This window comes from Pseudomonas sp. NPDC087804 (assembly GCF_044742965.1).
In the GTDB taxonomy this organism is placed as follows: Bacteria; Pseudomonadota; Gammaproteobacteria; order Pseudomonadales; family Pseudomonadaceae; genus Aquipseudomonas; species Aquipseudomonas rustica.
The window spans coordinates 44,292-66,214 of sequence record NZ_JBIUVN010000002.1 but is presented as its reverse complement, the minus strand read 5'-3'; the positions used below and the strand labels follow the sequence as shown (position 1 = coordinate 66,214).

Here is a 21,923-nt window from a genome sequence, read left to right as displayed (position 1 = left end):
GCTGACCGATAAGCGGGATCATCGCTTCTGCGAGTGCTTCACGGTCGATCCATTCACCAAGACACTGGTCGGGCTTCTGAGTCACGGTAACCTTCCACATGTAGGGGCAGAAAAAAGGGGCTACATTATGCCGCCCACAACCTTATTCAGCAATGCGCGCTTGTCGCGAAATCGGTAACAAAATTCCTTTCAAAAAAATCACGCCTCGCGCCAGCCCAGTAAATACGCGGCTTCCAGCGCAGTCAATTTTTCGTCGACTGTTAGACGATGTCTGTAACCCTCCGTAACACGAGCCAATTTCGGCACTACATAACCACTAAAAAAGTGCTCGTTTTTATGGTTACCACTACATTTCGCCAAAACAGTGAAGATAGACGTAGTCTGCAACTGACAGGCGACACCCGACGCCGCTACAATTACCGACTTTGTCGCAAAGCCTGGAGCTCAACCTTCCGTGCCCGTTCTGCGTCTACCGCAACTCCCTGCCGAGGCAGGTAAACAGCATTGGGGCAATTTGCCCGGCGCTGCCCTCAGTCTGGCGATTGCCGAGGCTGCCAGCGCTGCCAAGCGCTTCACCCTGCTACTGACCGCCGACAGCCAGAGTGCTGAACGACTGGAACAGGAGCTGAGTTTCTTCGCCCCGGATTTGCCCGTTCTGCATTTCCCCGACTGGGAAACCCTGCCCTACGATCTGTTCTCGCCGCATCAGGACATCATTTCCCAGCGCATTGCCAGCTTATACAGGCTGCCGGAACTGGAACACGGTGTGTTGGTGGTGCCGATCACCACGGCCCTGCACCGTCTGGCGCCGACCAAATTCCTGCTCGGCAGCAGCCTGGTACTGGATGTCGGGCAGAAACTCGACGTCGAACAGATGCGCTCGCGGCTCGAAGCCAGCGGCTATCGCTACGTCGACACGGTGTATGAGCACGGCGAATTCACCGTGCGCGGCGCGCTGATCGACCTGTTTCCGATGGGCAGCAAGTTGCCGTATCGCATCGACCTGTTCGATGACGAAATCGAAACCCTGCGCACGTTTGATCCGGAAAACCAGCGCTCCATCGACAAGGTCGACTCGGTCAAGCTGCTGCCGGCCCGCGAATTTCCGCTGCAGAAAGACGCAGTCACCCGTTTCAAGGCGCGCTTTCGCGAGCGTTTCGACGTCGACTTCCGTCGCTGCCCGATCTTTCAGGATCTGAGCAGCGGCATCACCCCGGCCGGTATCGAGTACTACCTGCCGCTGTTCTTCGACGAAACCTCGACCCTGTTCGATTACCTGCCACAGGACACGCAAGTGTTCTCGCTGCCGGGCATCGAGCAAGCGGCGGAGAATTTCTGGAACGACGTGCGCAATCGTTACGAAGAGCGCCGCGTCGATCCATCGCGTCCTTTATTGCCGCCCGCCGAATTGTTCCTGCCGGTGGAAGACTGCTTCGCGCGCCTGAAGAGCTGGCCGCGAGTGGTTGCCAGTCAGCAAGACGTCGAAAGCGGCGCCGGTCGCGAGCGCTTCCCGGCGCAAGCCCTGCCGAATCTGGCGATCGAAGCCAAAGCCACGCAACCGCTGGCCGCGCTGGCTGGCTTCCTCGATGAATTCCCCGGGCGCGTGCTGTTCACTGCTGAATCCGCGGGCCGTCGCGAAGTGCTGCTGGAGTTGCTCGAACGTCTGAAGCTGCGGCCGAAAACTGTCGATAGCTGGCCGGACTTTGTTGCGAGCAAGGATCGTCTGGCGATCACCATCGCCCCGCTCGACGAAGGCCTGATGCTGGATGATCCGGCGCTGGCGCTGGTCGCAGAAAGTCCGCTGTTCGGTCAACGCGTCATGCAGCGTCGCCGTCGCGAGAAGCGTGCCGACGGCAACAATGATGCGGTGATCAAAAACCTCACCGAGCTGCGCGAAGGTGCGCCGGTGGTGCACATCGATCACGGTGTCGGTCGCTACCTCGGCCTGACGATTCTGGAAATCGACGATCAAGCCGCCGAATTCCTTACCCTCGAATACGCCGAGAACGCCAAGCTCTACGTGCCGGTGGCCAACCTGCATCTGATCGCGCGCTACACCGGCAGCGATGATGCGCTGGCCCCGCTGCACCGTCTCGGCTCGGAAACCTGGCAGAAAGCCAAACGCAAAGCCGCTGAACAGGTACGTGACGTCGCCGCTGAATTGCTCGACATCTATGCCCGCCGTGCCGCTCGCGAAGGTTATGCGTTCGCCGACCCGAAAGCCGACTACGCGACGTTCAGCGCCGGTTTCCCGTTCGAAGAAACTCCGGATCAACAAACCACCATCGAAGCCGTGCGCGCCGACATGCTCGCGCCGAAACCGATGGATCGCCTGGTCTGCGGCGACGTCGGCTTCGGCAAGACCGAAGTGGCCATGCGCGCGGCGTTCATCGCCGTACACGGTGGCCGCCAGGTGGCGATTCTGGTGCCGACCACCCTGCTCGCCCAGCAGCACTACAACAGCTTCCGCGACCGCTTCGCCGACTGGCCGGTGAGCGTGGAAGTGATGAGCCGCTTCAAATCGGCCAAGGAAGTGAATGCAGCGATCGCCGATCTGGCGGAAGGCAAGATCGACATCGTCATCGGCACGCACAAGTTGCTGTCCGATGACGTGAAAATCAAAAACCTCGGGCTCGTAATCATCGACGAAGAACACCGCTTCGGTGTCCGTCAGAAAGAACAGCTCAAGGCCCTGCGCAGCGAAGTCGACATCCTCACGCTGACCGCCACGCCGATTCCGCGCACGCTGAACATGGCGGTGTCGGGCATGCGCGACCTGTCGATCATCGCCACGCCGCCGGCGCGACGCCTGTCGGTGCGCACCTTCGTCATGGAGCAGAACAAGAGCACGGTCAAAGAGGCCCTGCTCCGCGAACTGCTGCGTGGCGGTCAGGTTTACTACTTGCACAACGATGTGAAAACCATCGAGAAATGCGCCGCCGACCTCGCCGAACTGGTACCGGAAGCGCGTATCGGCATCGGCCACGGACAGATGCGCGAGCGCGAACTCGAACAAGTGATGAGCGACTTCTATCACAAGCGCTTCAACGTGCTGATCGCCTCGACCATCATCGAGACCGGCATCGACGTGCCGAGCGCCAACACCATCATCATCGAACGCGCCGACAAATTCGGCCTGGCGCAACTGCACCAGTTGCGTGGCCGTGTCGGCCGCAGTCACCACCAGGCTTACGCGTATTTGCTGACGCCGCCGCGCCAGCAAATCACTTCGGACGCGGAAAAGCGTCTGGAAGCAATCGCCAATACTCAGGATCTCGGTGCCGGTTTCGTGCTGGCGACCAACGACCTGGAAATCCGTGGTGCCGGCGAACTGCTCGGCGATGGCCAGAGCGGGCAGATTCAAGCCGTCGGTTTCACGCTGTACATGGAAATGCTCGAACGCGCGGTGAAATCGATCCGCAAGGGCGAGCAACCGAACCTCGATCAACCGCTCGGCGGTGGCCCGGAGGTCAACTTGCGGGTGCCGGCGCTGATTCCGGAAGACTATCTGCCGGATGTCCACGCGCGCTTGATTCTGTACAAACGCATTGCTTCGGCGACCGACGAGGAAGGTTTGAAGGATCTGCAAGTCGAGATGATCGACCGTTTCGGCTTGTTGCCGGAACCGACGAAAAATCTGGTGCGCATCACGGCGTTGAAGTTGCAGGCTGAGCAGTTGGGCATCAAGAAGGTCGATGGCGGGCCGCAAGGTGGACGCATCGAGTTCGAAGCGCAGACGCCGGTCGATCCGATGACGCTGATCAAGCTGATCCAGAGCCAGCCGAAACGCTACAAATTCGAAGGCGCCACGATGTTCAAGTTCCAGGTGCCGATGGAACGCCCGGAAGAGCGCTTTAATACTGTAGAGGCGCTGTTTGAGCGCCTCCTCCCGAAATCTGTTTAAAGGACGCCGCATGCGCCTGTTTCGCTCGCTGACTTTGCTACTCACCCTGGTAGCACCTTCGGTTTTCGCCGATGACCTGTATCAGGTCGAAATGATTCTGGTGCGCCAGAACGCCGTGCCGGCCATCGTCAGCCGTGCCGCGCCGGAAGACTGGGCCGCAGGCGCCCAGCGTTTGGGCGATGACAGCAAGCGCACCCCGGCGCTGAATGACGTGGTGACTAAACTCACCGCCAGTGGCGACTACACAGTCCTGATGCACAAGGCCTGGCAGCAGACCCTCGGCGAAGCACCGGCGAAAGTCGCGGTCAGCGACGGTCAGGAGCAATACGGCCAGTTCCCGATCGAGGGCACGCTGGAGATGAAGCTCGGGCGCTTCACCGACGTCGCTGCCGATTTCTGGGTCAATCAGATCGACACCAATGGCCTGGTCACCGCCAGTGAACGCCTGAAACAGGACAGCCACACCAAGAACGGCCAACTCAACTATCTCGACAACGGCCATCTGGCCCTGCTGATCAAGATCACTTCCCTGACCGCGCCTGCGCCACGGGAAGCGCCTGAAGCGATTCCGGACTGATCGAAGTCCTTATGAACCCGCCGCTGAGTAAACCGTTGGCGCCCTCCTGGGTCAGCCGATTCAAGGAACAGAGCTTGGAGCGTGGCCGCCGCTACGCCCTGGAAAACCGGGTACGCATCGCCCAGGTCGGCGATGCAACGATCACCGCCAGTTGCGAAGGCTCTGGCGGTAACGTTTACCGTCAGACGATTCATCTTCGCGAGTCAGCCAAAGGCACTCTGCTGCTGGTCGATGCCGGCTGCACCTGCCCGGTTCGCAGCAACTGCAAACATTGCGCGGCAGTGTTGCTGAAAGTGCAGGAAACCCTCGACTACCCCGCCGCTGCCAAAGACGCCGAGCTGTTGGAGAAACTTCAAGCCGTGCTGGAAAACCGTGGCCCTAAAGCGCCACCGCAAGTGCTGGTCGACAATGTGCAGCCGATGCCGCGCCTGTGGCTGGCCAGTGTCGAGTTCAGCGCTTTCGAACCGCGCAACGGCAAGATGCAGCGCTACATTCAGCACCGCGCGGCGCTGTCGTTCAGCTATCTGGATGAGTACGTCAGCGGGCAGAAAAACAGCGACATCCTGATCCGTCAGGAAACCCAGACCCTGCGGATAAAACGTCATCCGGAAGTCGAACAGTCCTACCGTGAACAGTTAAGAATCCTCGGCTTTCGTATCGCCACGCGCCAGAGCAAAGCGCTGCCGGAAAGCGCGGGCGAGCTGTATGAAATGGTCAACGACAGCGCCTGGCTGACGTTTACCCTCAACGATTTGCCGAAGCTGCGCACCCAAGGCTGGGAATTGCAGATCGACGAGGAGTTTGGCTTTGACCTGACTGCCGTGGATGACTGGTACGCCACGGTCGAGCAGGCGCCGGAGCGCGACTGGTTTGATCTGGAGCTGGGGATCATCGTCAACGGCGAGCGCCTGAGTCTGCTGCCGATCCTGCTTAACCTGATGCGCTCGCACGCGGAAATTCTCAACCCGGAACGCCTTGCGCGCCGTCGCGATGACGAGCTGATTCTGGTCAACGTGCCGCAACGCAATATCGAGCACGGGCCACTGCAGGTGGCGTTGCCGCTGGGCCGGTTGAAACCTGTGCTGATGACGCTCGGCGAGTTCTATTTGCAGGAGCCGGGCGAAACCACCCTGCGCCTGAGCAAGGCCGACGCGACGCGACTCAATTCTCTGGAAGGCCTGCCGCTGCTGTGGGAGGGTGGCGAGCAGATCCGCACGTTCGCCCAACGCTTGCGCGACATCCGTGATTTCAGCGCTGAAGCACCGGAAGGACTGAACGCGACGCTGCGTCCGTATCAGCTCGAAGGCCTGAGCTGGATGCAATCGCTGCGGCAACTGGAAGTCGGCGGGATCCTTGCGGATGACATGGGTTTGGGTAAAACCCTACAGACCCTGGCGCATATTCTCAGCGAGAAAAATGCCGGACGTTTGGATCGCCCGTGCATGGTAGTGATGCCGACTAGTCTGATTCCGAACTGGCTGGATGAGGCGGCACACTTCACCCCGCAGCTGAAAGTGGTCGCGCTGTACGGCGCCACGCGCAAAAAACATTTCGATAATCTGGCCGATTTCGACCTGATCCTCACCACCTACGCGCTGCTGCCCAAAGACGTCGAACGTCTGGCCAAGCAGCCGCTGCACGTGTTGGTGCTGGATGAGGCGCAGTACATCAAGAATCCCAACAGCAAAGCCGCTCAAGCCGCGCGCGAGCTCAACGCACGCCAGCGTCTGTGCCTGAGCGGTACGCCGCTGGAAAACCACTTGGGCGAGCTGTGGTCGCTGTTTCACTTCCTGCTGCCGGGCTGGCTCGGCGACGTAAAAAGCTTCAACGCCGATTACCGTGTGCCGATTGAAAAGCGCGGCAGTGAAGCCAGACTTCAGCACCTCAACGGTAGGATAAAACCGTTCCTGCTGCGCCGCACCAAAGAGCAGGTCGCCACCGAGCTGCCGCCGAAAACCGAGATCATCCATTGGGTCGATCTCAACGAAGCGCAGCGCGATGTGTACGAAACCATGCGTTTGGCGATGGACAAGAAAGTCCGCGACGAGATCACCCGCAAAGGCGTGGCGCGCAGTCAGATCATCATTCTTGAGGCGCTGTTGAAGCTGCGTCAGGTTTGCTGTGATTTGCGCTTGGTCAACGATGCCACCCTGCCCGCTCGCGGCAGCACCTCAGGCAAGCTCGACAGCTTGATGGAAATGCTTGAGGAGTTGTTTGAGGAAGGACGGCGGATTCTGCTGTTTTCGCAGTTCACCTCGATGCTGGCCTTGATCGAGCAAGAGCTGAAAAAGCGTAATGTTTCCTACGCGCTATTGACCGGCCAGACCCGCGATCGGCGTACACCGGTGAAGGAATTCCAGAGCGGCAAGCGTCAGATTTTTCTCATCAGCCTGAAGGCCGGTGGTGTTGGTCTGAACCTGACGGAAGCGGACACGGTGATTCACTACGACCCGTGGTGGAACCCGGCGACCGAAAATCAGGCGACGGATCGGGCGTACCGGATTGGTCAGGAGAAACCGGTATTCGTTTACAAGATGATTGCCCGGGGCACGGTGGAAGAGAAGATTCAGCACCTGCAAAAGGAAAAATCCGACTTGGCGGCAGGCGTGCTGGATGGGCGCAAGGCCGGGGACTGGAAGTTGCAGAGTGATGATATTGAAGCGCTGTTTGCGCCGCTGCCGGATAAGCTCGACAAGCGTTGAGACCTTTGTTGTCTGTTGGATAGCTATCGCGAGCAAGCTTTGCTCCTACGGGTGGACGCCGCAGATCCCTGTAGGAGCAAAGCTTGCTCGCGAATGACTCACCTCGGTCTAACAGTTAAAACCCAGGCTCAACTCTTGGAAACAGGCAACGGCGCAAACAACGCCTCGATGTCACTCTGCTCCAGCTTCCAGCCACCCGTCGTCCCACCCTCAAGCACCGCCCCGGCCAGTGCAGCCTTCTCCTGCTGCAACGCCTGTATCTTCTCCTCCACCGTGCCACGGGCAATCAGCTTGTAAACAAACACCGGGTTGTTCTGCCCGATGCGATACGCGCGATCGGTGGCCTGATTCTCCACTGCCGGGTTCCACCAAGGGTCGAAGTGGATCACCGTGTCCGCAGCGGTCAGGTTCAAACCGGTACCGCCCGCCTTCAGACTGATCAGAAACAACGGTACCTTGCCGCCCTGAAATTCCTTCACTGGCGTACGCCGATCCGTGGTGTCACCGGTCAGCAGCGAATAGGCAATATCCCGTTGCTGCAATTCTTCCTCGATCAAAGCGAGCATCGAAGTGAACTGGGAGAACAGCAGGATTCTGCGACCTTCGCCGAGCAACTCTTCAAGCATTTCCATCAGGCTGACCAGCTTGCCACTGCCGGAACGCAGTGCCTTGGCTGTCATTGGCATCTTGATCAGGCGCAAGTCGCAACAAACCTGCCGCAGCTTGAGCAAGGCATCGAGAATGATGATCTGACTGCGCGCCACGCCACTGCGGGCAATCTCGTCGCGGACTTTTTTGTCCATTGCGACGCGAACCGTTTCATAGACATCGCGCTGGCCGTCGCTGAGATCGACCCAATGGACGATTTCGGTTTTCGGCGGCAACTCGGTGGCGACCTGATCCTTTTTGCGACGCAACAAAAACGGCTTGATCCGTGCCGTCAGGTGCTGCATGCGCTGAACATTGCCGTGCTTTTCAATTGGCGTGCGGTAATCGCGATTGAAGGATTTGCTGTCGCCAAGCCATCCGGGCATTAGGAAATGAAACTGCGACCACAGCTCGCCCAAGTGGTTTTCCAATGGCGTGCCGCTCAGGCACAAGCGCTGACGGGCCTGCAGATCACGCGCGGCTTGCGCCGCTTTGCTGATCGGGTTTTTGATGTTCTGCGCTTCGTCGAGAATCAGCACGCTCCACAGCTGCGGCTGTAGAACCTCGAGATCCCTCGGCAGCAACGCGTAAGTGGTCAGCACCAGATCGTACTCGGCCAGATTGGCGAAATCTTTCTGCCGTCCCGTGCCGTGCAGCGCCAATACTTTCAACTGCGGGGTGAATCGCTCGGCCTCGTCGAGCCAGTTGGGAATCAGGCTGGTCGGCATCACCGCCAGAGCCGGGCAATCGAGGCGACCGGCGTGTTTTTCCGTGAGCAGATGCGCCAGGGTTTGCAGGGTTTTACCCAGCCCCATGTCATCGCCGAGAATGCCGCCGACCTCAAGCTCACGCAGGGTCTGCATCCAGTTCAGGCCTTCGAGCTGATACGGGCGCAGTTGCGCGTTAAGACCGGCCGGCGCAGCGACGTGGGTGTGACTGGAATTCTGCAAACGCTTGGCGAAGGTGCGCAGCCGCTCGCCACCCTGCCAATCCAGCGGCACGCCATCGAGCATACTCAAGCGCGCGGCATCCGGGACACTCAAGCGCAGTGCATCGCCCTGATGACCGCCCAAGTACAACTCGCCCAGCGTCGCCATCAGCGGTTTGACCCGACTCAGCGGCAGCGCGACCTTGGCGCCCGAAGAGTCACCAAAACCGCTGGGCTTCAGTTCGATCAGGAGTTTTTCGTCATCGCTGCGTTGTGCCAGATTGACCGGGTCGAGCAAGCGCGGCTGGGTGCGCAACAAGTGCAGAAGGATCGGTAGCAAACTGTAGCGCTGGCCATTGACGACGATACCCAACTGCAAATCAAACCACTGATGCCCAGCCTCTTCTTCGACCTCGGCGTACCAATGCTCGACTGGCTGTACATTGAAATGAAAGCCGTCACTGATCTCGACTTGCCAGTTCAAGGCGCGCAGGGTGGCAAGCCCTTCGTGCATAAACCCGAGCCAGGCGGAATCATCCGGCAAGGTAAACATCTCGCCGCGACGATCCAGCGAACTCTTGCGCGTGGCCTTCTTGAAGCCGTGCTTTTGCAGGATCTGGCGCAGCTGCTTTTCCACCGCAGGCTGGCGTTGAATACGCTGGGTTTCGGTGCCGTTGAGGATCATCACTTCCGGATTGCGATCCACCGTCGGCTGGCCGTTGTAGGTAAACACCAGGGCGGCGCGGTGCTCCAGAACGTATTCCCAGCGCGAGCGCTCCCGACCGCTGACGAGGGTCAGTTGTGGCTGCGGCAGTACGTCGTCGATGACTCGTTCGGTCAGTTGGTGTGGCGGCGGGATTCTCGTTGCGGTGCTCATGCGATGGCTGAACTGCATGGCCTGACGCGCCGGAACGTCCGGCGCCAGCGTCAAATGACTGGCCAGTTTTTCTTCCAGTTCATTGAACAGAGGGCCAATCTGCCGCTGCTCACGATCGAGGTAATAAAGCGGCTCCAGCGCCAGCACGGTTTCTTGCGCCGCCTCGGCACTGCTCCACTGCGCACGGAAGCCGCCGTCGGCCTGTTCGGCCCAGGCGAACTGGCCGGTGCGTTTCGCCCCCGCCACCAACGGGCGCAGATCTTCAAAATCGAGGAACAGCCGCGAGGTGCGCAGGAGCATGTCCAGCAGTTCGGCGCCGCTGCTGCCTTCCAGCGGATAGCCGCTGTAATAGGCGTGGTGCGAGTGCATGGCTACCAGCAGCCTGGCGACGCGCAGATCCAGCTCGGACAGGTAGCCGGGCTGACGCATGAGCATTTCCGCCAGCGAATACATCGGTTTGACTTCGCGTAACTCGCCGCTCTTGAGCTGGGAAACCTTGAAAATATCGAGCAGCCACTTGCCGCTCACTGACGTTGGCTTGAGCTTGTAAAACAGGCGCGTGCCTGCGGTTTGCGCGCCCTCTACGGCGGGCGTGGCCGGCACCGGAATTGTCGAAAGCCAATGTTCCAGCGCCCGACCCAGCGGGATCTGTGCGTCACTTTCAGACGCACTATGATCACTGCCCTGCAGGTGATAAAGCACCGCAGCGCAATGCTTGCAGTCGATAGCGACAGGACAGGTGCAAAGGCAACGCAAGCTGACGGAGCCCAGCCGATCTTCGGACAGGTAAATGGTTTGTTCATACGCCTGATCTTGCGAACCGACGCAGAACGCCTCGATCTTTCTGTCATCGATCTCGATGATCTCTACTCGATCATCGGCGGCATAAGCGCGAGCCTTGGCCAGCGCGCTGCTAGTGAATGCCTGAGTCCAGGCCGACGACTTGAGCCGCTCGATGAAAATGCTCATGGGCAGCCCTTAGCCGGCCAACACCCGCGCCAATGTCGACTTCACCTTGCCCATGCCGTCATGCAGCGCCTGCTCGATCTCGGCCATGGTGATCACTTCGGTGGTCTTGCCCGCTGCCGGGTTCACTACCAGCGCCAGACAGGCGTAATCCAGATCCAGTTCACGCGCCAGCGCGGCTTCCGGCATGCCGGTCATGCCGACGATGTCGCAGCCATCGCGCTCCAGGCGCACGATTTCGGCCACGGTTTCCAGACGCGGGCCTTGGGTGCAGGCGTAAACGCCTTGATCGCTGAACTCGCAACCTTCAGCAGCCACGGCGGCAATCAATTGCTGACGCAGCGGTTCGCTGTAGGGAAAACTGAAGTCGATGTGGGTGACGTGCTCCAGATCATCGGCGAAATAGGTGTGCTCGCGGCCGCTGGTGTAGTCGACGATCTGATGTGGCACGCAGAAATGCCCGGTGCCCATCGCCGGATGAATCCCGCCGACGGCATTCACCGCGATGATCGCTTCGGCGCCGGCCTGCTTCAGCGCCCACAGGTTGGCGCGGTAGTTGACCTTGTGCGGCGGGAAGCGATGCGGGTGGCCGTGACGGGCGAGGAACAGCACTTCCTTGCCGGCGTATTCGCCGATCTGCACTTCGGCCGATGGCGCGCCGTAAGGCGTGTCCACTGCCAGCGATTGGCGAATGGTCAAGCCTTCGAGTTGAGTCAGGCCGGTGCCACCGATGATTGCGTAAACGGTCATAACGAAAAATCCTTAATCGATCAGTTGAGCGTCTTTGAGCGCGCCGATGGCGGTGAGCCAGCGCGGATCCTGGCGATATTCGGTGCTGGCAATGGCCTGACCGCGCATACGCGCAATTCGGGCGGAGGGCTTGACCTTCATCCGTTGCGCGGCGCTAAGGGCGAGTTCGGCAGCGGCGCGGTCGTTGCACACCAGGCCCATGTCGCAACCGGCAGTCAGCGCGGCTTCAATGCGGCTGGCGGCGTCGCCGACCACGTGAGCGCCGGCCATCGACAGGTCGTCGCTGAAGATCACGCCGTCGAACTGCAACTCGCCGCGCAGGATGTCCTGTAACCAGCGGCGGGAGAAACCGGCTGGCTGCGAATCGACCTGCGGATAGATGACGTGCGCCGGCATGATCGCGGCCAGTTGTTTGCTGAGTTTGGCGAACGGCACGAGGTCGTTGGCGCGGATCTCGTCGAGGCTGCGCTCGTCATTCGGGATCGCCACGTGGGAATCAGCTTCGGCCCAACCGTGACCAGGGAAGTGCTTGCCGGTGGCCGCCATGCCCGCGCTGTTCATGCCGCGAATAAATGCCCCGGCAAGGACTGCGGCGCGCTCGGGATCGCCTTCAAAGGAACGGGTGCCGACCACGGCGCTGCGCTGGTAATCGAGATCGAGCACCGGGGCGAAACTCAGGTCGAGGCCGACCGCCAGCACTTCGGTGGCCATGATCCAGCCACATTGTTCGGCGAGGTATTCGGCATTCGGGTTGTCGGCGATGGCGCGCATGGCCGGCAGGCGCACGAAGCCCTGACGCAGACGCTGCACACGACCGCCCTCTTGATCCACCGCCAGCAGCAGATCCGGGCGAATCGCGCGGATCGCGGCGCTGAGCTCACGCACCTGGCGCGGATGTTCGATGTTACGCGCGAAAATAATCAGGCCGCCCACTTCGGGCTGACGCAACAATTGGCGATCTTCGGCCGTCAGCCAGGTACCGGCGACGTCCACCATCAACGAGCCTTGCAGGCCAGCAGTCATAGAGATTCCTTGAAAACGAAAAACCCGATCCGCAGGAAATCGCTACCGTGAGCAGTGCTCGGCAGGTCGGCAATTTCTGTTTGGATCGGGTTCAGAACGAGAGTCGGCATGGGCGGCTAGCTTAGCGGATACAAGCTGCCGCGCCCACCCGTGCGCGGTTAAACCTTGGCGGCGACCGGCGTTGATTTGCTGCGCGGACGCAGTTGCGCGGTGGCCATGGCCGTGTCGGTGACGCCGGTTTCTGCGCGCATGCCCGCGGCGAGGAACGGCACCATCAGGCGCATGACTTGTTCAATGGAAGTGTTGACGCCGAAATCGGTCTCGGCAATCGCCCGCAACGCCTTGATACCGGACATGCTGAAGGCCGCAGCGCCGAGCATGAAGTGCACGCGCCAGAACAGTTCGATGGGTGGAATACGCGGCGCGGCTTCGTTGACCAGCAACATGTAGCGACGGAATACCTTGCCGTACATGTCTTCCAGATAACGGCGCAAGTGGCCTTGGCTCTGGCTGAACGCGAGGCCGAGCAAACGCATGAAAATCGACAGATCGTTGCCGCTGCGTGGTTGCACCACGAGGGCTTGCTCGACGAGGATTTCCAACAGTTCTTCGAGGGTCGGCTTGTTCTCAGGCTTGGCCTGACGGCGCTCCAGCTCTTTATCGAGGCTGAGGCAGAACGGCCCGAGGAAGCGCGAGAAAACCGCCTGTATCAGGGCCTTCTTCGAACCGAAGTGATAGTTCACTGCTGCCAGGTTGACGCCAGCCTTGCTGGTGATCAAACGCAATGAGGTTTCCGCGAAACCTTTCTCCGCGAACAACTGCTCGGCAGCATCAAGAATGCGTTCAACGGTTTCCGACTGGGCCATGGCTACTCCGCCTGACAAACACTTGTTTGAAACATACGTTTCAGCCTATGCCTTGTCAAGCCTGCCAGTTCGTTTTGGGAATGGTCGGTCAGCTATTTAACCACACAAGCCCGACGCATTTATAAGCAGTGCTGCCGACCGTCCGGCGGCAGGCAAAAAAACGGGCATTGCCAAGAGCGTTTCACTGTATATAATCCCAGTCACTGTATAAAAAGACAGAGCGATCATTATGCTAAAGCTGACGCCACGCCAAGCCGAGATTCTGGCCTTTATAAAACGTTGCCTCGAAGACAACGGTTATCCGCCAACCCGTGCGGAAATCGCTCAGGAACTGGGCTTCAAGTCGCCTAACGCGGCAGAAGAACACCTCAAGGCGCTGGCCCGCAAAGGCGCCATCGAAATGACCCCGGGCGCCTCTCGTGGCATTCGCATCCCTGGCTTCGAAGCCAAGGCTGACGACTCTACCCTGCCGGTCATTGGCCGTGTCGCTGCCGGTGCGCCGATCCTCGCTCAGCAGCACATCGAAGAATCCTGCAACATCAATCCCGCCTTCTTCCACCCGCGTGCCGACTACCTTTTGCGCGTGCACGGCATGAGCATGAAGGACATCGGCATTTTCGACGGTGACCTGCTGGCCGTCCACACCACCCGCGAAGCGCGTAACGGCCAGGTGGTTGTCGCCCGTATCGGCGATGAAGTGACCGTCAAACGCTTCAAGCGTGAAGGCAGCAAAGTCTGGCTGATGGCCGAAAACCCTGAGTTCGCCCCTATCGAAGTCGACCTGAAAGATCAGGAACTGGTGATCGAAGGCTTGAGTGTCGGCGTTATCCGCCGCTAAAGGAGGCTTTATGCAGTTCCCACACACACCTCAGCAAACACAACTGCCTTTATTCGAAGCGTTTCTGGCGCAACCGATGGCGCCGATCCTCAAAGAAGTGGTCGAGCGTGAATGGAATGCCGAACCTGAAGTATTCAGTGAGCTGTCTCTGCGCGGTGCGGCCGGGAACTGCCTGAACCTGCTCGCCCCGATCCTTCGCGAATTGAGCGAGGATCAGGACGCTCGCTGGCTGACGCTGATCGCGCCGCCTGCCAGCCTGACGCAAACCTGGCTGCGCGATGCCGGCCTGAACCGCGAACGTATTCTGCTGCTGCAACCGCGCGGCACGCAAAGTGCTCAGCAGTTGGCGTGCGAGGCATTGCGTCTGGGCCGCAGTCACACAGTGGTGACCTGGCTCAACCCGCTGAACACAACCTCACGTCAGCAAATGATCAGCGCGGCCCGCACGGGCGACGCTCAAAGCCTGAACATTCGCTTGGGTTGATTCGCAGGTGAAATGCGCTGTGTGAAGCGCAGGGCTTCTCCAAGGACAGAGAAGCCGATCTGAAGCGGTACCGATAAAAACGAAAAGCAGGCAGGGATCAGTGAAGAACCCGTGGCCCCTCTTCCTTATCAAACTCACCTTCAATCATCCGGCCGGCCATCTGCACGCCGACGCTTAACATCGCCTTGGCGATTTCCACGTGCTGACCCTGAAGGAAAGTCTTGGCATCCTCGGAGAAATCCAGAGTCACCAAAGAACCTTCGTCCTCAGCCCTGCGCAGTTCGATTCGGCCGTCTGGTAACTCGACAATTTCTAGAAAGGACGTTGGCATATAGGTCTGTTCTCCACGAAAGGCAGGGATTATATAGACATCATTCAGGATTCGCTCGGGATCTTGACCAGCAGCATGTTTCAGATTGCCACCGCGTCAATCAGTCTCAGCACTCGTTCAATCCTTCACGAAAACGAATCGCCAAGCCTTTCAGATTCTGCCGCCAGCTCTCCAGTTCCTCTCGGCTCAACTCTTCTGGCGCCTCTTCTTCATCCAGATTGATCGCCTGAATCAGCGGCTGGGTCACGTCGCCCTTTGGCTTGTGTGGCACCCGCGGAGGCTGAAACAGTGCCGAATGCGCCGCCAACAATTTCGCCAGCCAGGTTTCAGGATTACCCGCCAATTCGACCATTTCGGCCATTTCGGGAATCGCTATCGACTCCAGCACTTCGCGCGTCAACAGCATCTCTGCCCGTGGCGCATTGGCCTGAGGTAGACGATAGAACCCGGCGATCTCGTGGCACAGACCCAGCAAAGCGCCGTAGAGGTGGAATAACGCCGATTCCCGCCCGGCCTGAATCAGCGCCAGAGAATTCATCGCCCGCCCTTCTTCAGCGCGAGCCAGAGCTTCCAGCGACAGGCCGGCGAAATAGATCTTTTGATTGGTACGGGTATAGAGTTCGTGAGCCATGACGGCGCTCTCCACAACGAAATAATTGCTTCACACAGGCCGGACAGTGTCGTGGATCAGCCGATCCCACCGCAAGCAGAAAACAAAAAGGCCGCATGAAAACCCGAGGGTTTGCATGCGGCCTTTTCAGTATCGGACTAACGCTTACTCGGCCTTGGCCTTCGTACGCTTGTCTTCAACGGTCCACTTGCCGCCGTCGTAGTAAGCCTTCCAACCGGTAGGCTTGCCGTCGACTTCGGTCTGCACGTATTGCTCCTTGGTCTTGCGGCTGTAGCGGATAACCGCTGGCAGACCATCAGGATCCTTCTTCGGCGCGTCGCAGAGGAAGTGGTACTTCGGATCGATCTCATCTTTGTGCGGCACAATCTCGATCACCAGCGGAGCACGAGTCTCGCGGTTTTTCGGGAACTGGCTGGCCGCCAGGAACAAGCCGGACGCACCGTCGCGCAGGATGTAGGTGTCGTTGACCTTTTCGCATTTCAGCTCAGGCATCTTCACCGGATCCATCTTCGGCGGCGCCGCGTCACCGCTTTTCAGTAGCTTGCGGGTGTTCTTGCACTCAGGGTTGGTGCAACCGAAGAACTTGCCGAATCGGCCGGTCTTGAGCTGCATCTCGCTGCCGCACTTGTCGCATTCCAGGCTCGGACCTTCGTAGCCCTTGATGCGATAGCTGCCCTCTTCGATTTCGTAGCCAGCGCAATCCGGGTTGTTACCGCAGATGTGCAGTTTGCGCTTCTCGTCGAGCAGGTAAGCGTCCATCGCCGTGCTGCAGATCGGGCAACGATGCTTGCCGCGCAGTACCAACGACTCCGACTCGCCCTCATCGTCCGCAGCGATTTCATCGCCCGGCACCAGGTTGACGGTGGCCTTGCAGCGTTCTTTCGGCGGCAGGCTGTAGCCCGAGCAGCCGAGGAACACGCCGGTCGATGCGGTACGAATCTGCATCGGACGGCCGCAGGTCGTGCACGGAATATCAGTCATCACCGGCTGGTTGGCACGCATGCCGTTTTCCGGATTCTCGGCTACTTCGAGCTTCTTCTTGAAGTCGCCATAGAACTCGTCCAGCACGTTTTTCCAGTCGCGCTCGCCCTGTGCCACGTCATCGAGATTCTCTTCCATGCCGGCGGTGAAGCCGTAGTCCATGAGGTTCGAGAAGCTCTCCGACAGACGCTCGGTAACGATGTCGCCCATCTTTTCCGAATAGAAACGACGGTTGTGCAGGGTCACGTAACCGCGATCCTGAATGGTCGAAATGATCGCCGCATAAGTCGAAGGACGACCGATGCCGCGTTTTTCCATTTCTTTCACCAGGCTGGCTTCGGAGTAACGCGCCGGCGGCTTGGTGAAGTGCTGCGACGGATCGAGCTTGATCAGCTTCATCACGTCGCCCTGCGCCATATCAGGCAGAACGTCGTCATCGCCCGGCTTGGCAATTTGCGGCATGACACGGGTGTAACCGTCGAACTTGAGGATGCGGCCCTTGGCGCGCAGCTCGAAATCGCCAGCGCCGACGCTGACGGTAGTCGACAGGTACTGGGCCGGCAGCATCTGGCAAGCCAGGAACTGGCGCCAGATCAGCTCGTAGAGACGCTCTGCATCGCGCTCCATGCCCGCCAGCTTGCTTGGAATAGTGTTGGCGTCGGAAGGACGAATCGCTTCGTGAGCCTCTTGTGCGCCTTCCTTGCTGCTATAGACGTTCGGCGTTTCCGGCAGGTACTTCTTGCCGAACTCGTCTTCGATGTAAGCCCGCGCCATTGTTACGGCATCGGCCGAGAGGTTGGTCGAGTCGGTACGCATATACGTGATGTAGCCGGCTTCATACAGACGCTGGGCCATCATCATGGTTTTCTTCACGCCGAAGCCCAGGCGGTTACTCGCAGCCTGTTGCAGGGTCGACGTGATGAACGGCGCCGAAGGCTTGCTGCTGGTCGGCTTGTCTTCGCGTTTGACGATGCTGTAGCTGGAAGCCTTGAGCTTTTCCAGCGCGGCCGTGGCCTGGGCTTCGTTCAGCGGCTTGAAGGCTTCGCCTTTTTCGCGAGCCACTTCGAAACGCACGGTCGAGCCTTTGGTGGTGCCGAGATCGGCATGCACTTCCCAGTACTCTTCCGGGTTGAACGCACGAATTTCGCGCTCACGCTCCACGACCAGCTTCACGGCTACAGATTGCACGCGGCCAGCGGACAGGCCACGGGCGATCTTCGCCCACAGCAGCGGCGAGACCATGTAACCGACAACGCGGTCGAGGAACCGACGCGCCTGCTGAGCGTTGACACGATCGATGTCCAGCTCGCCCGGCTTGGAGAACGCTTCCTGAATCGCTTTCTTGGTGATTTCGTTGAACACCACGCGCTTGTAGCGGCTGTCGTCACCACCGATGGCTTCGCGCAGGTGCCAGGCAATGGCTTCCCCCTCGCGATCCAAGTCGGTTGCGAGATAGATGGTGTCAGCATCTTTGGCGAGCCGGCGCAGCTCTTCGATGACCTTCTCTTTACCCGGGAGGATCTCGTACTTGGCTTTCCAGCCATGATCGGGATCGACACCCATACGCGAGACGAGCTGCTTGCGCGCCTTCTCTTTCGGCGAGAGCACCGGACCTTCGCCCGCAGCAGCCTTGCCGCGCTTGGCGGCTGGCTCTTTGCTGGCGCTAGCCGAACCGCTGGTGGGCAGGTCTCGGATATGGCCGATACTCGACTTCACCACGTATTGGTTACCCAGATACTTGTTGATGGTCTAGGCCTTAGCCGGGGATTCCACAATGACCAGCGATTTGCCCATGGATCAGAAAATTCCTGAATTCTAGAAGTGAAAGGCGGTTGGCGCCTGACGCGGCACCGCTATATATAGTTGATACAAGGTGAGGTCAAGCACACGGTTCTGTGCGCACTCGCCTTATGCCTTGGAAAAAAGGCTCGGTTCAGCTTGCACCAAAGCAAAGCGCGGCACCTGCTCGCCGTCAACCTCGACCGACTCGAGAAACATGCTCAAGGGGCGTACCCAAAAGCCGTAATCGCCATACAGGGCTTGGTAAAAGACCACTTCTTCTTCGGTTTCCGAATGCCGCGCAACACTGAATACACGGTACTGCGGACCTTTGTAATGTTGGTAGAGCCCAGGTTGTATCGGCATGTTTTGGCCCTCACTCAAATTTTTTCAAAATAAAAACAAAAATAAATCCAGAAAAACAAAAACCGGGGCACTTGGCCCCGGCTTCCATCGACGAGACGCTTAAACGCGTTCGAAGACGGTGGAGATGCCTTGGCCGAGACCAATGCACATAGTGGCTACCCCGAAGGTGCCGCTATTCTGCTTCATCACGTTCAGCAAGGTGCCGGAAATACGGGCACCGGAGCAACCGAACGGGTGACCCAGGGCGATCGCGCCGCCATGCAGGTTAACCTTCTCGTTCATCTTGTCGAGTACTTTCAGATCTTTCAGCACTGGCAGAGCCTGTGCAGCGAAAGCTTCGTTGAGCTCGAAGAAGTCGATATCGTTGATGCCAAGACCGGCACGCTTCAAGGCTTTTTGTGTTGCCGGAACTGGACCATAGCCCATGATTGCCGGATCCACACCTGCCACTGCCATCGAACGGATAACCGCCATTGGCTGGATACCCAGATCTTGTGCGCGCTGCGCCGACATCACGATCATGCACGAAGCACCATCGGTGATCTGCGACGAAGTACCCGCCGTCACGGTGCCGCCCTTTGGATTGAAGGCAGGCTTGAGGGCCGCCAGACTTTCCAGGGTGGTTTCCGGACGAATGGTTTCATCATAGTCGAACAGTTTCAGGAAACCGTTCTCGTCGTAGCCCTGCATCGGGATGATTTCGTCTTTGAACTTGCCTTCCACGGTGGCCTTGTGGGCCAACTGGTGGGAACGCACGCCGAAAGCATCTTGCTGCTCGCGAGTGATGCCGTGCATTTTGCCGAGCATTTCAGCGGTCAGGCCCATCATGCCCGAGGCTTTCGCCGCGTACAGCGACATGTGCGGGTTCGGATCGACACCGTGCATCATGCTCACGTGGCCCATATGCTCGACGCCACCAACCACGAACACGTCACCGTTACCGGTCATGATCGCTTGCGCAGCAGTGTGCAGCGCGCTCATCGACGAGCCACACAGACGGCTGACGGTCTGGCCGGCCGAAGTGTGCGGGATCTGGGTCATCAGCGACGCCATGCGCGCGATGTTCCAGCCCTGCTCCAGGGTCTGGTTAACGCAGCCCCAGATCACGTCTTCGACTTCCGCCGGATCGACCTTGACGTTGCGTTCCAGCAGTTTGCTGATCAGGTGCGCCGACATGTCTTCGGCGCGGGTGTTGCGGTGCATGCCGCCCTTGGAGCGGCCCATCGGAGTACGACCGAAGTCGACAATCACGACGTCTCTTGGATTCAAGCTCATAAAATTTCACTCTCGCTCAAAAGTTGGGACGCTTAACCGAAGAACCGTTGGCCGGTTTTGGCCATTTCACGCAGCTTCGCGGTCGGGTGGTACAGCGCGCCCAAATCAGCGTACTGGTCAGCCAGGGCAACGAACTCGGCAACACCGATCGAATCGATGTAGCGCAGTGCACCGCCACGGAATGGAGGGAAACCGATACCGTAGACCAGACCCATGTCGGCTTCGGCGGCGGTTTCAACGATGCCGTCTTCCAGGCAACGCACGGTTTCCAGGCACAGCGGGATCATCATCCAGTTGATGATGTCTTCGTCAGTGACTTCGCGTTGCTCGTAAACGATCGGCTTGAGCACTTCGAGTACCGATGGATCGGCGACTTTCTTCTGCTTGCCTTTCTTGTCGGCTTCGTAGGCGTAGAAGCCCTTGCCGTTTTTCTGACCCAGACGCTTGGCTTCGTACAGCACGTCGATGGCCGAACGACGGTCATCCTTCATGCGATCCGGGAAACCTTCAGCCATTACGTCACGACCGTGGTGACCGGTGTCGATGCCGACCACGTCCATCAGGTATGCCGGGCCCATTGGCCAGCCGAATTTTTCCATGACCTTGTCGATACGGACGAAGTCCACACCGGCGCTGACCAGTTTGGCGAAACCGCCGAAGTACGGGAACAGTACGCGGTTGACCAGGAAGCCCGGGCAGTCGTTGACGACGATCGGGTTCTTGCCCATTTTCTTGGCGTAAGCAACGGTGGTGGCAACAGCCAGCTCGCTGGACTTCTCGCCACGGATCACTTCCACCAGCGGCATCATGTGCACCGGGTTGAAGAAGTGCATGCCGACGAAGTTTTCCGGACGCTTGAGGGCCTTGGCCAGCAAACTGATAGAAATTGTCGAGGTATTGGACGCGAGGATGGTGTCCTCTTTGACCTGACCTTCCACTTCAGCCAAAACGGCTTGCTTGACCTTCGGGTTCTCGACAACAGCTTCGACAACCAGATCGACGTGACCGAAGTCGCCGTAGGACAGGGTTGGGCGAATGCCGTTGAGGACTTCAGCCATTTTCGCAGCGGTCATGCGACCTTTATCAACGCGGCCAACCAGCAGTTTGGCGGCTTCGGCCAGACCCTGCTCGATACCGTGCTCGTTGATGTCCTTCATCAGGATCGGCGTACCTTTGGAGGCCGACTGATAAGCGATACCGCCACCCATGATGCCTGCGCCGAGTACGGCAGCCTGCTTCACGTCTTTGGCGATTTCGTCGTAGGCCTTGGCCTTTTTCTTCAGTTCCTGATCGTTCAGGAACAGACCGATCAAGCTCTGCGCGGCAGAGGTCTTGGCCAGTTTGACGAAACCTGCAGCTTCGACTTCCAGAGCCTTGTCACGACCGAAGTTCGCAGCTTTCTGGATGGTCTTGATCGCTTCAACCGGCGCCGGGTAGTTCGGGCCAGCCTGACCGGCAACGAAACCTTTGGCGGTTTCGAAAGCCATCATTTGTTCAATGGCGTTCAGCTTGAGCTTATCCAGCTTCGGCTGACGCTTGGCCTTGTAATCGAACTCGCCGGAGATGGCGCGTTTGATCAGCTCAAGAGCCGCTTCCTGCAGTTTTTCCGGAGCAACCACAGCGTCGACGGCACTGACTTTCAGCGCGTCTTCAGGGCGGTTTTCCTTGCCGGAGGCAATCCACTCGATGGCGTTGTCGGCACCGATCAGGCGCGGCAGACGCACAGTGCCGCCGAAGCCTGGGTAGATGCCCAGTTTGACTTCCGGCAGACCGATTTTGGCTTTGGTCGACATGACGCGATAGTCAGCCGCCAGGCACATTTCCAGACCGCCGCCCAGAGCGATGCCATTGATGGCCGCTACGGTCGGAACATTGAGGTCTTCGAAATCGCTGAAGATCTTGTTGGCTTCGAGATTGCCAGCAACCAGCTCGGCATCCGGCAGCTTGAAGTTCTCGACAAATTCGGTGATGTCGGCGCCGACGATGAATACGTCCTT

General features: G+C 59.1%; 15 protein-coding genes and 1 pseudogene. 5 read left to right on the top strand and 11 right to left on the bottom strand.

Annotated features, from left to right (window positions below):
- Positions 1-100 (bottom strand): annotated as a pseudogene (locus ACIOMO_RS07370) (glyceraldehyde-3-phosphate dehydrogenase); the annotation flags it as partial.
- 354 nt (positions 101-454) lie between these two features.
- Between ACIOMO_RS07370 and mfd the strand changes: the two are divergent.
- The 3 genes from mfd to ACIOMO_RS07355 are packed head-to-tail and all read left to right on the top strand — an operon-like array spanning position 455 to position 7,183.
- Positions 455-3,904, top strand: coding sequence for a transcription-repair coupling factor (gene mfd / locus ACIOMO_RS07365; protein WP_159814281.1), 3,450 nt, complete (start codon positions 455-457; stop codon positions 3,902-3,904).
- 10 nt (positions 3,905-3,914) lie between these two features.
- Complete coding sequence (locus ACIOMO_RS07360) at positions 3,915-4,481, top strand: CsiV family protein (RefSeq protein ID WP_053122077.1); 567 nt, start codon at positions 3,915-3,917, stop codon at positions 4,479-4,481.
- An 11-nt stretch (positions 4,482-4,492) separates the two neighbouring features.
- The gene (locus ACIOMO_RS07355; protein ID WP_401239541.1) at positions 4,493-7,183 is read left to right on the top strand and encodes a DEAD/DEAH box helicase; all 2,691 of its coding nucleotides are present in this window, start codon (positions 4,493-4,495) and stop codon (positions 7,181-7,183) included.
- Between the two features lie 128 nt (positions 7,184-7,311).
- On the opposite strand, the gene ACIOMO_RS07350 is transcribed toward ACIOMO_RS07355, so the two are convergent.
- The 4 genes from ACIOMO_RS07350 to ACIOMO_RS07335 all read right to left on the bottom strand — a co-directional run bounded on the left by ACIOMO_RS07350 (position 7,312) and on the right by ACIOMO_RS07335 (position 13,241).
- Complete coding sequence (locus ACIOMO_RS07350; protein WP_401239538.1) at positions 7,312-10,605, bottom strand: SNF2-related protein; 3,294 nt, start codon at positions 10,603-10,605, stop codon at positions 7,312-7,314.
- 9 nt (positions 10,606-10,614) lie between these two features.
- Positions 10,615-11,352: an S-methyl-5'-thioinosine phosphorylase gene (locus tag ACIOMO_RS07345; protein WP_401239535.1), complete on the bottom strand. Its 738-nt coding sequence runs from the start codon at positions 11,350-11,352 to the stop codon at positions 10,615-10,617.
- A gap of 12 nt (positions 11,353-11,364) precedes the next feature.
- A complete protein-coding gene (gene nagZ / locus ACIOMO_RS07340; RefSeq protein WP_159814289.1) occupies positions 11,365-12,375 on the bottom strand; it encodes a beta-N-acetylhexosaminidase in 1,011 nt (336 codons plus the stop codon).
- Positions 12,376-12,533: 158 nt separating this feature from the next.
- Complete coding sequence (locus ACIOMO_RS07335; protein ID WP_019648307.1) at positions 12,534-13,241, bottom strand: TetR/AcrR family transcriptional regulator; 708 nt, start codon at positions 13,239-13,241, stop codon at positions 12,534-12,536.
- A 229-nt stretch (positions 13,242-13,470) separates the two neighbouring features.
- Here ACIOMO_RS07335 and lexA point away from each other — a divergent pair, with 229 nt between their 5' ends.
- Both lexA and sulA read left to right on the top strand, forming a co-directional pair.
- Entirely contained in the window at positions 13,471-14,079 is a 609-nt protein-coding gene (gene lexA, locus ACIOMO_RS07330; protein WP_053122085.1) for a transcriptional repressor LexA, read from the top strand.
- Between the two features lie 10 nt (positions 14,080-14,089).
- Positions 14,090-14,563 (top strand): SOS-induced cell division inhibitor SulA, encoded by a 474-nt coding sequence (gene sulA, locus ACIOMO_RS07325; RefSeq protein ID WP_401239531.1) that lies wholly within the window; start codon positions 14,090-14,092, stop codon positions 14,561-14,563.
- A 97-nt stretch (positions 14,564-14,660) separates the two neighbouring features.
- On the opposite strand, the gene ACIOMO_RS07320 is transcribed toward sulA, so the two are convergent.
- From ACIOMO_RS07320 to fadB, 6 genes are all read right to left on the bottom strand, one after another.
- Positions 14,661-14,894: a hypothetical protein gene (locus ACIOMO_RS07320; RefSeq protein WP_008082203.1), complete on the bottom strand. Its 234-nt coding sequence runs from the start codon at positions 14,892-14,894 to the stop codon at positions 14,661-14,663.
- A 106-nt stretch (positions 14,895-15,000) separates the two neighbouring features.
- Positions 15,001-15,525, bottom strand: coding sequence for a DUF6586 family protein (locus tag ACIOMO_RS07315; RefSeq protein WP_053122089.1), 525 nt, complete (start codon positions 15,523-15,525; stop codon positions 15,001-15,003).
- Positions 15,526-15,669: 144 nt separating this feature from the next.
- Positions 15,670-18,252 carry a type I DNA topoisomerase gene (gene topA / locus ACIOMO_RS07310; RefSeq protein ID WP_401239974.1) on the bottom strand — a complete coding sequence of 861 codons (2,583 nt, stop codon included), beginning with the start codon at positions 18,250-18,252 and terminating at the stop codon, positions 15,670-15,672.
- Positions 18,253-18,414: 162 nt separating this feature from the next.
- Positions 18,415-18,651, bottom strand: coding sequence for a DUF1653 domain-containing protein (locus ACIOMO_RS07305; RefSeq protein ID WP_007910467.1), 237 nt, complete (start codon positions 18,649-18,651; stop codon positions 18,415-18,417).
- 99 nt (positions 18,652-18,750) lie between these two features.
- Positions 18,751-19,926 carry an acetyl-CoA C-acyltransferase FadA gene (fadA, locus tag ACIOMO_RS07300; RefSeq protein ID WP_053122093.1) on the bottom strand — a complete coding sequence of 392 codons (1,176 nt, stop codon included), beginning with the start codon at positions 19,924-19,926 and terminating at the stop codon, positions 18,751-18,753.
- Positions 19,927-19,958: 32 nt separating this feature from the next.
- A partial coding sequence (gene fadB / locus ACIOMO_RS07295) for a fatty acid oxidation complex subunit alpha FadB (protein WP_401239527.1) occupies positions 19,959-21,923 on the bottom strand: 1,965 nt, incomplete at its 5' end.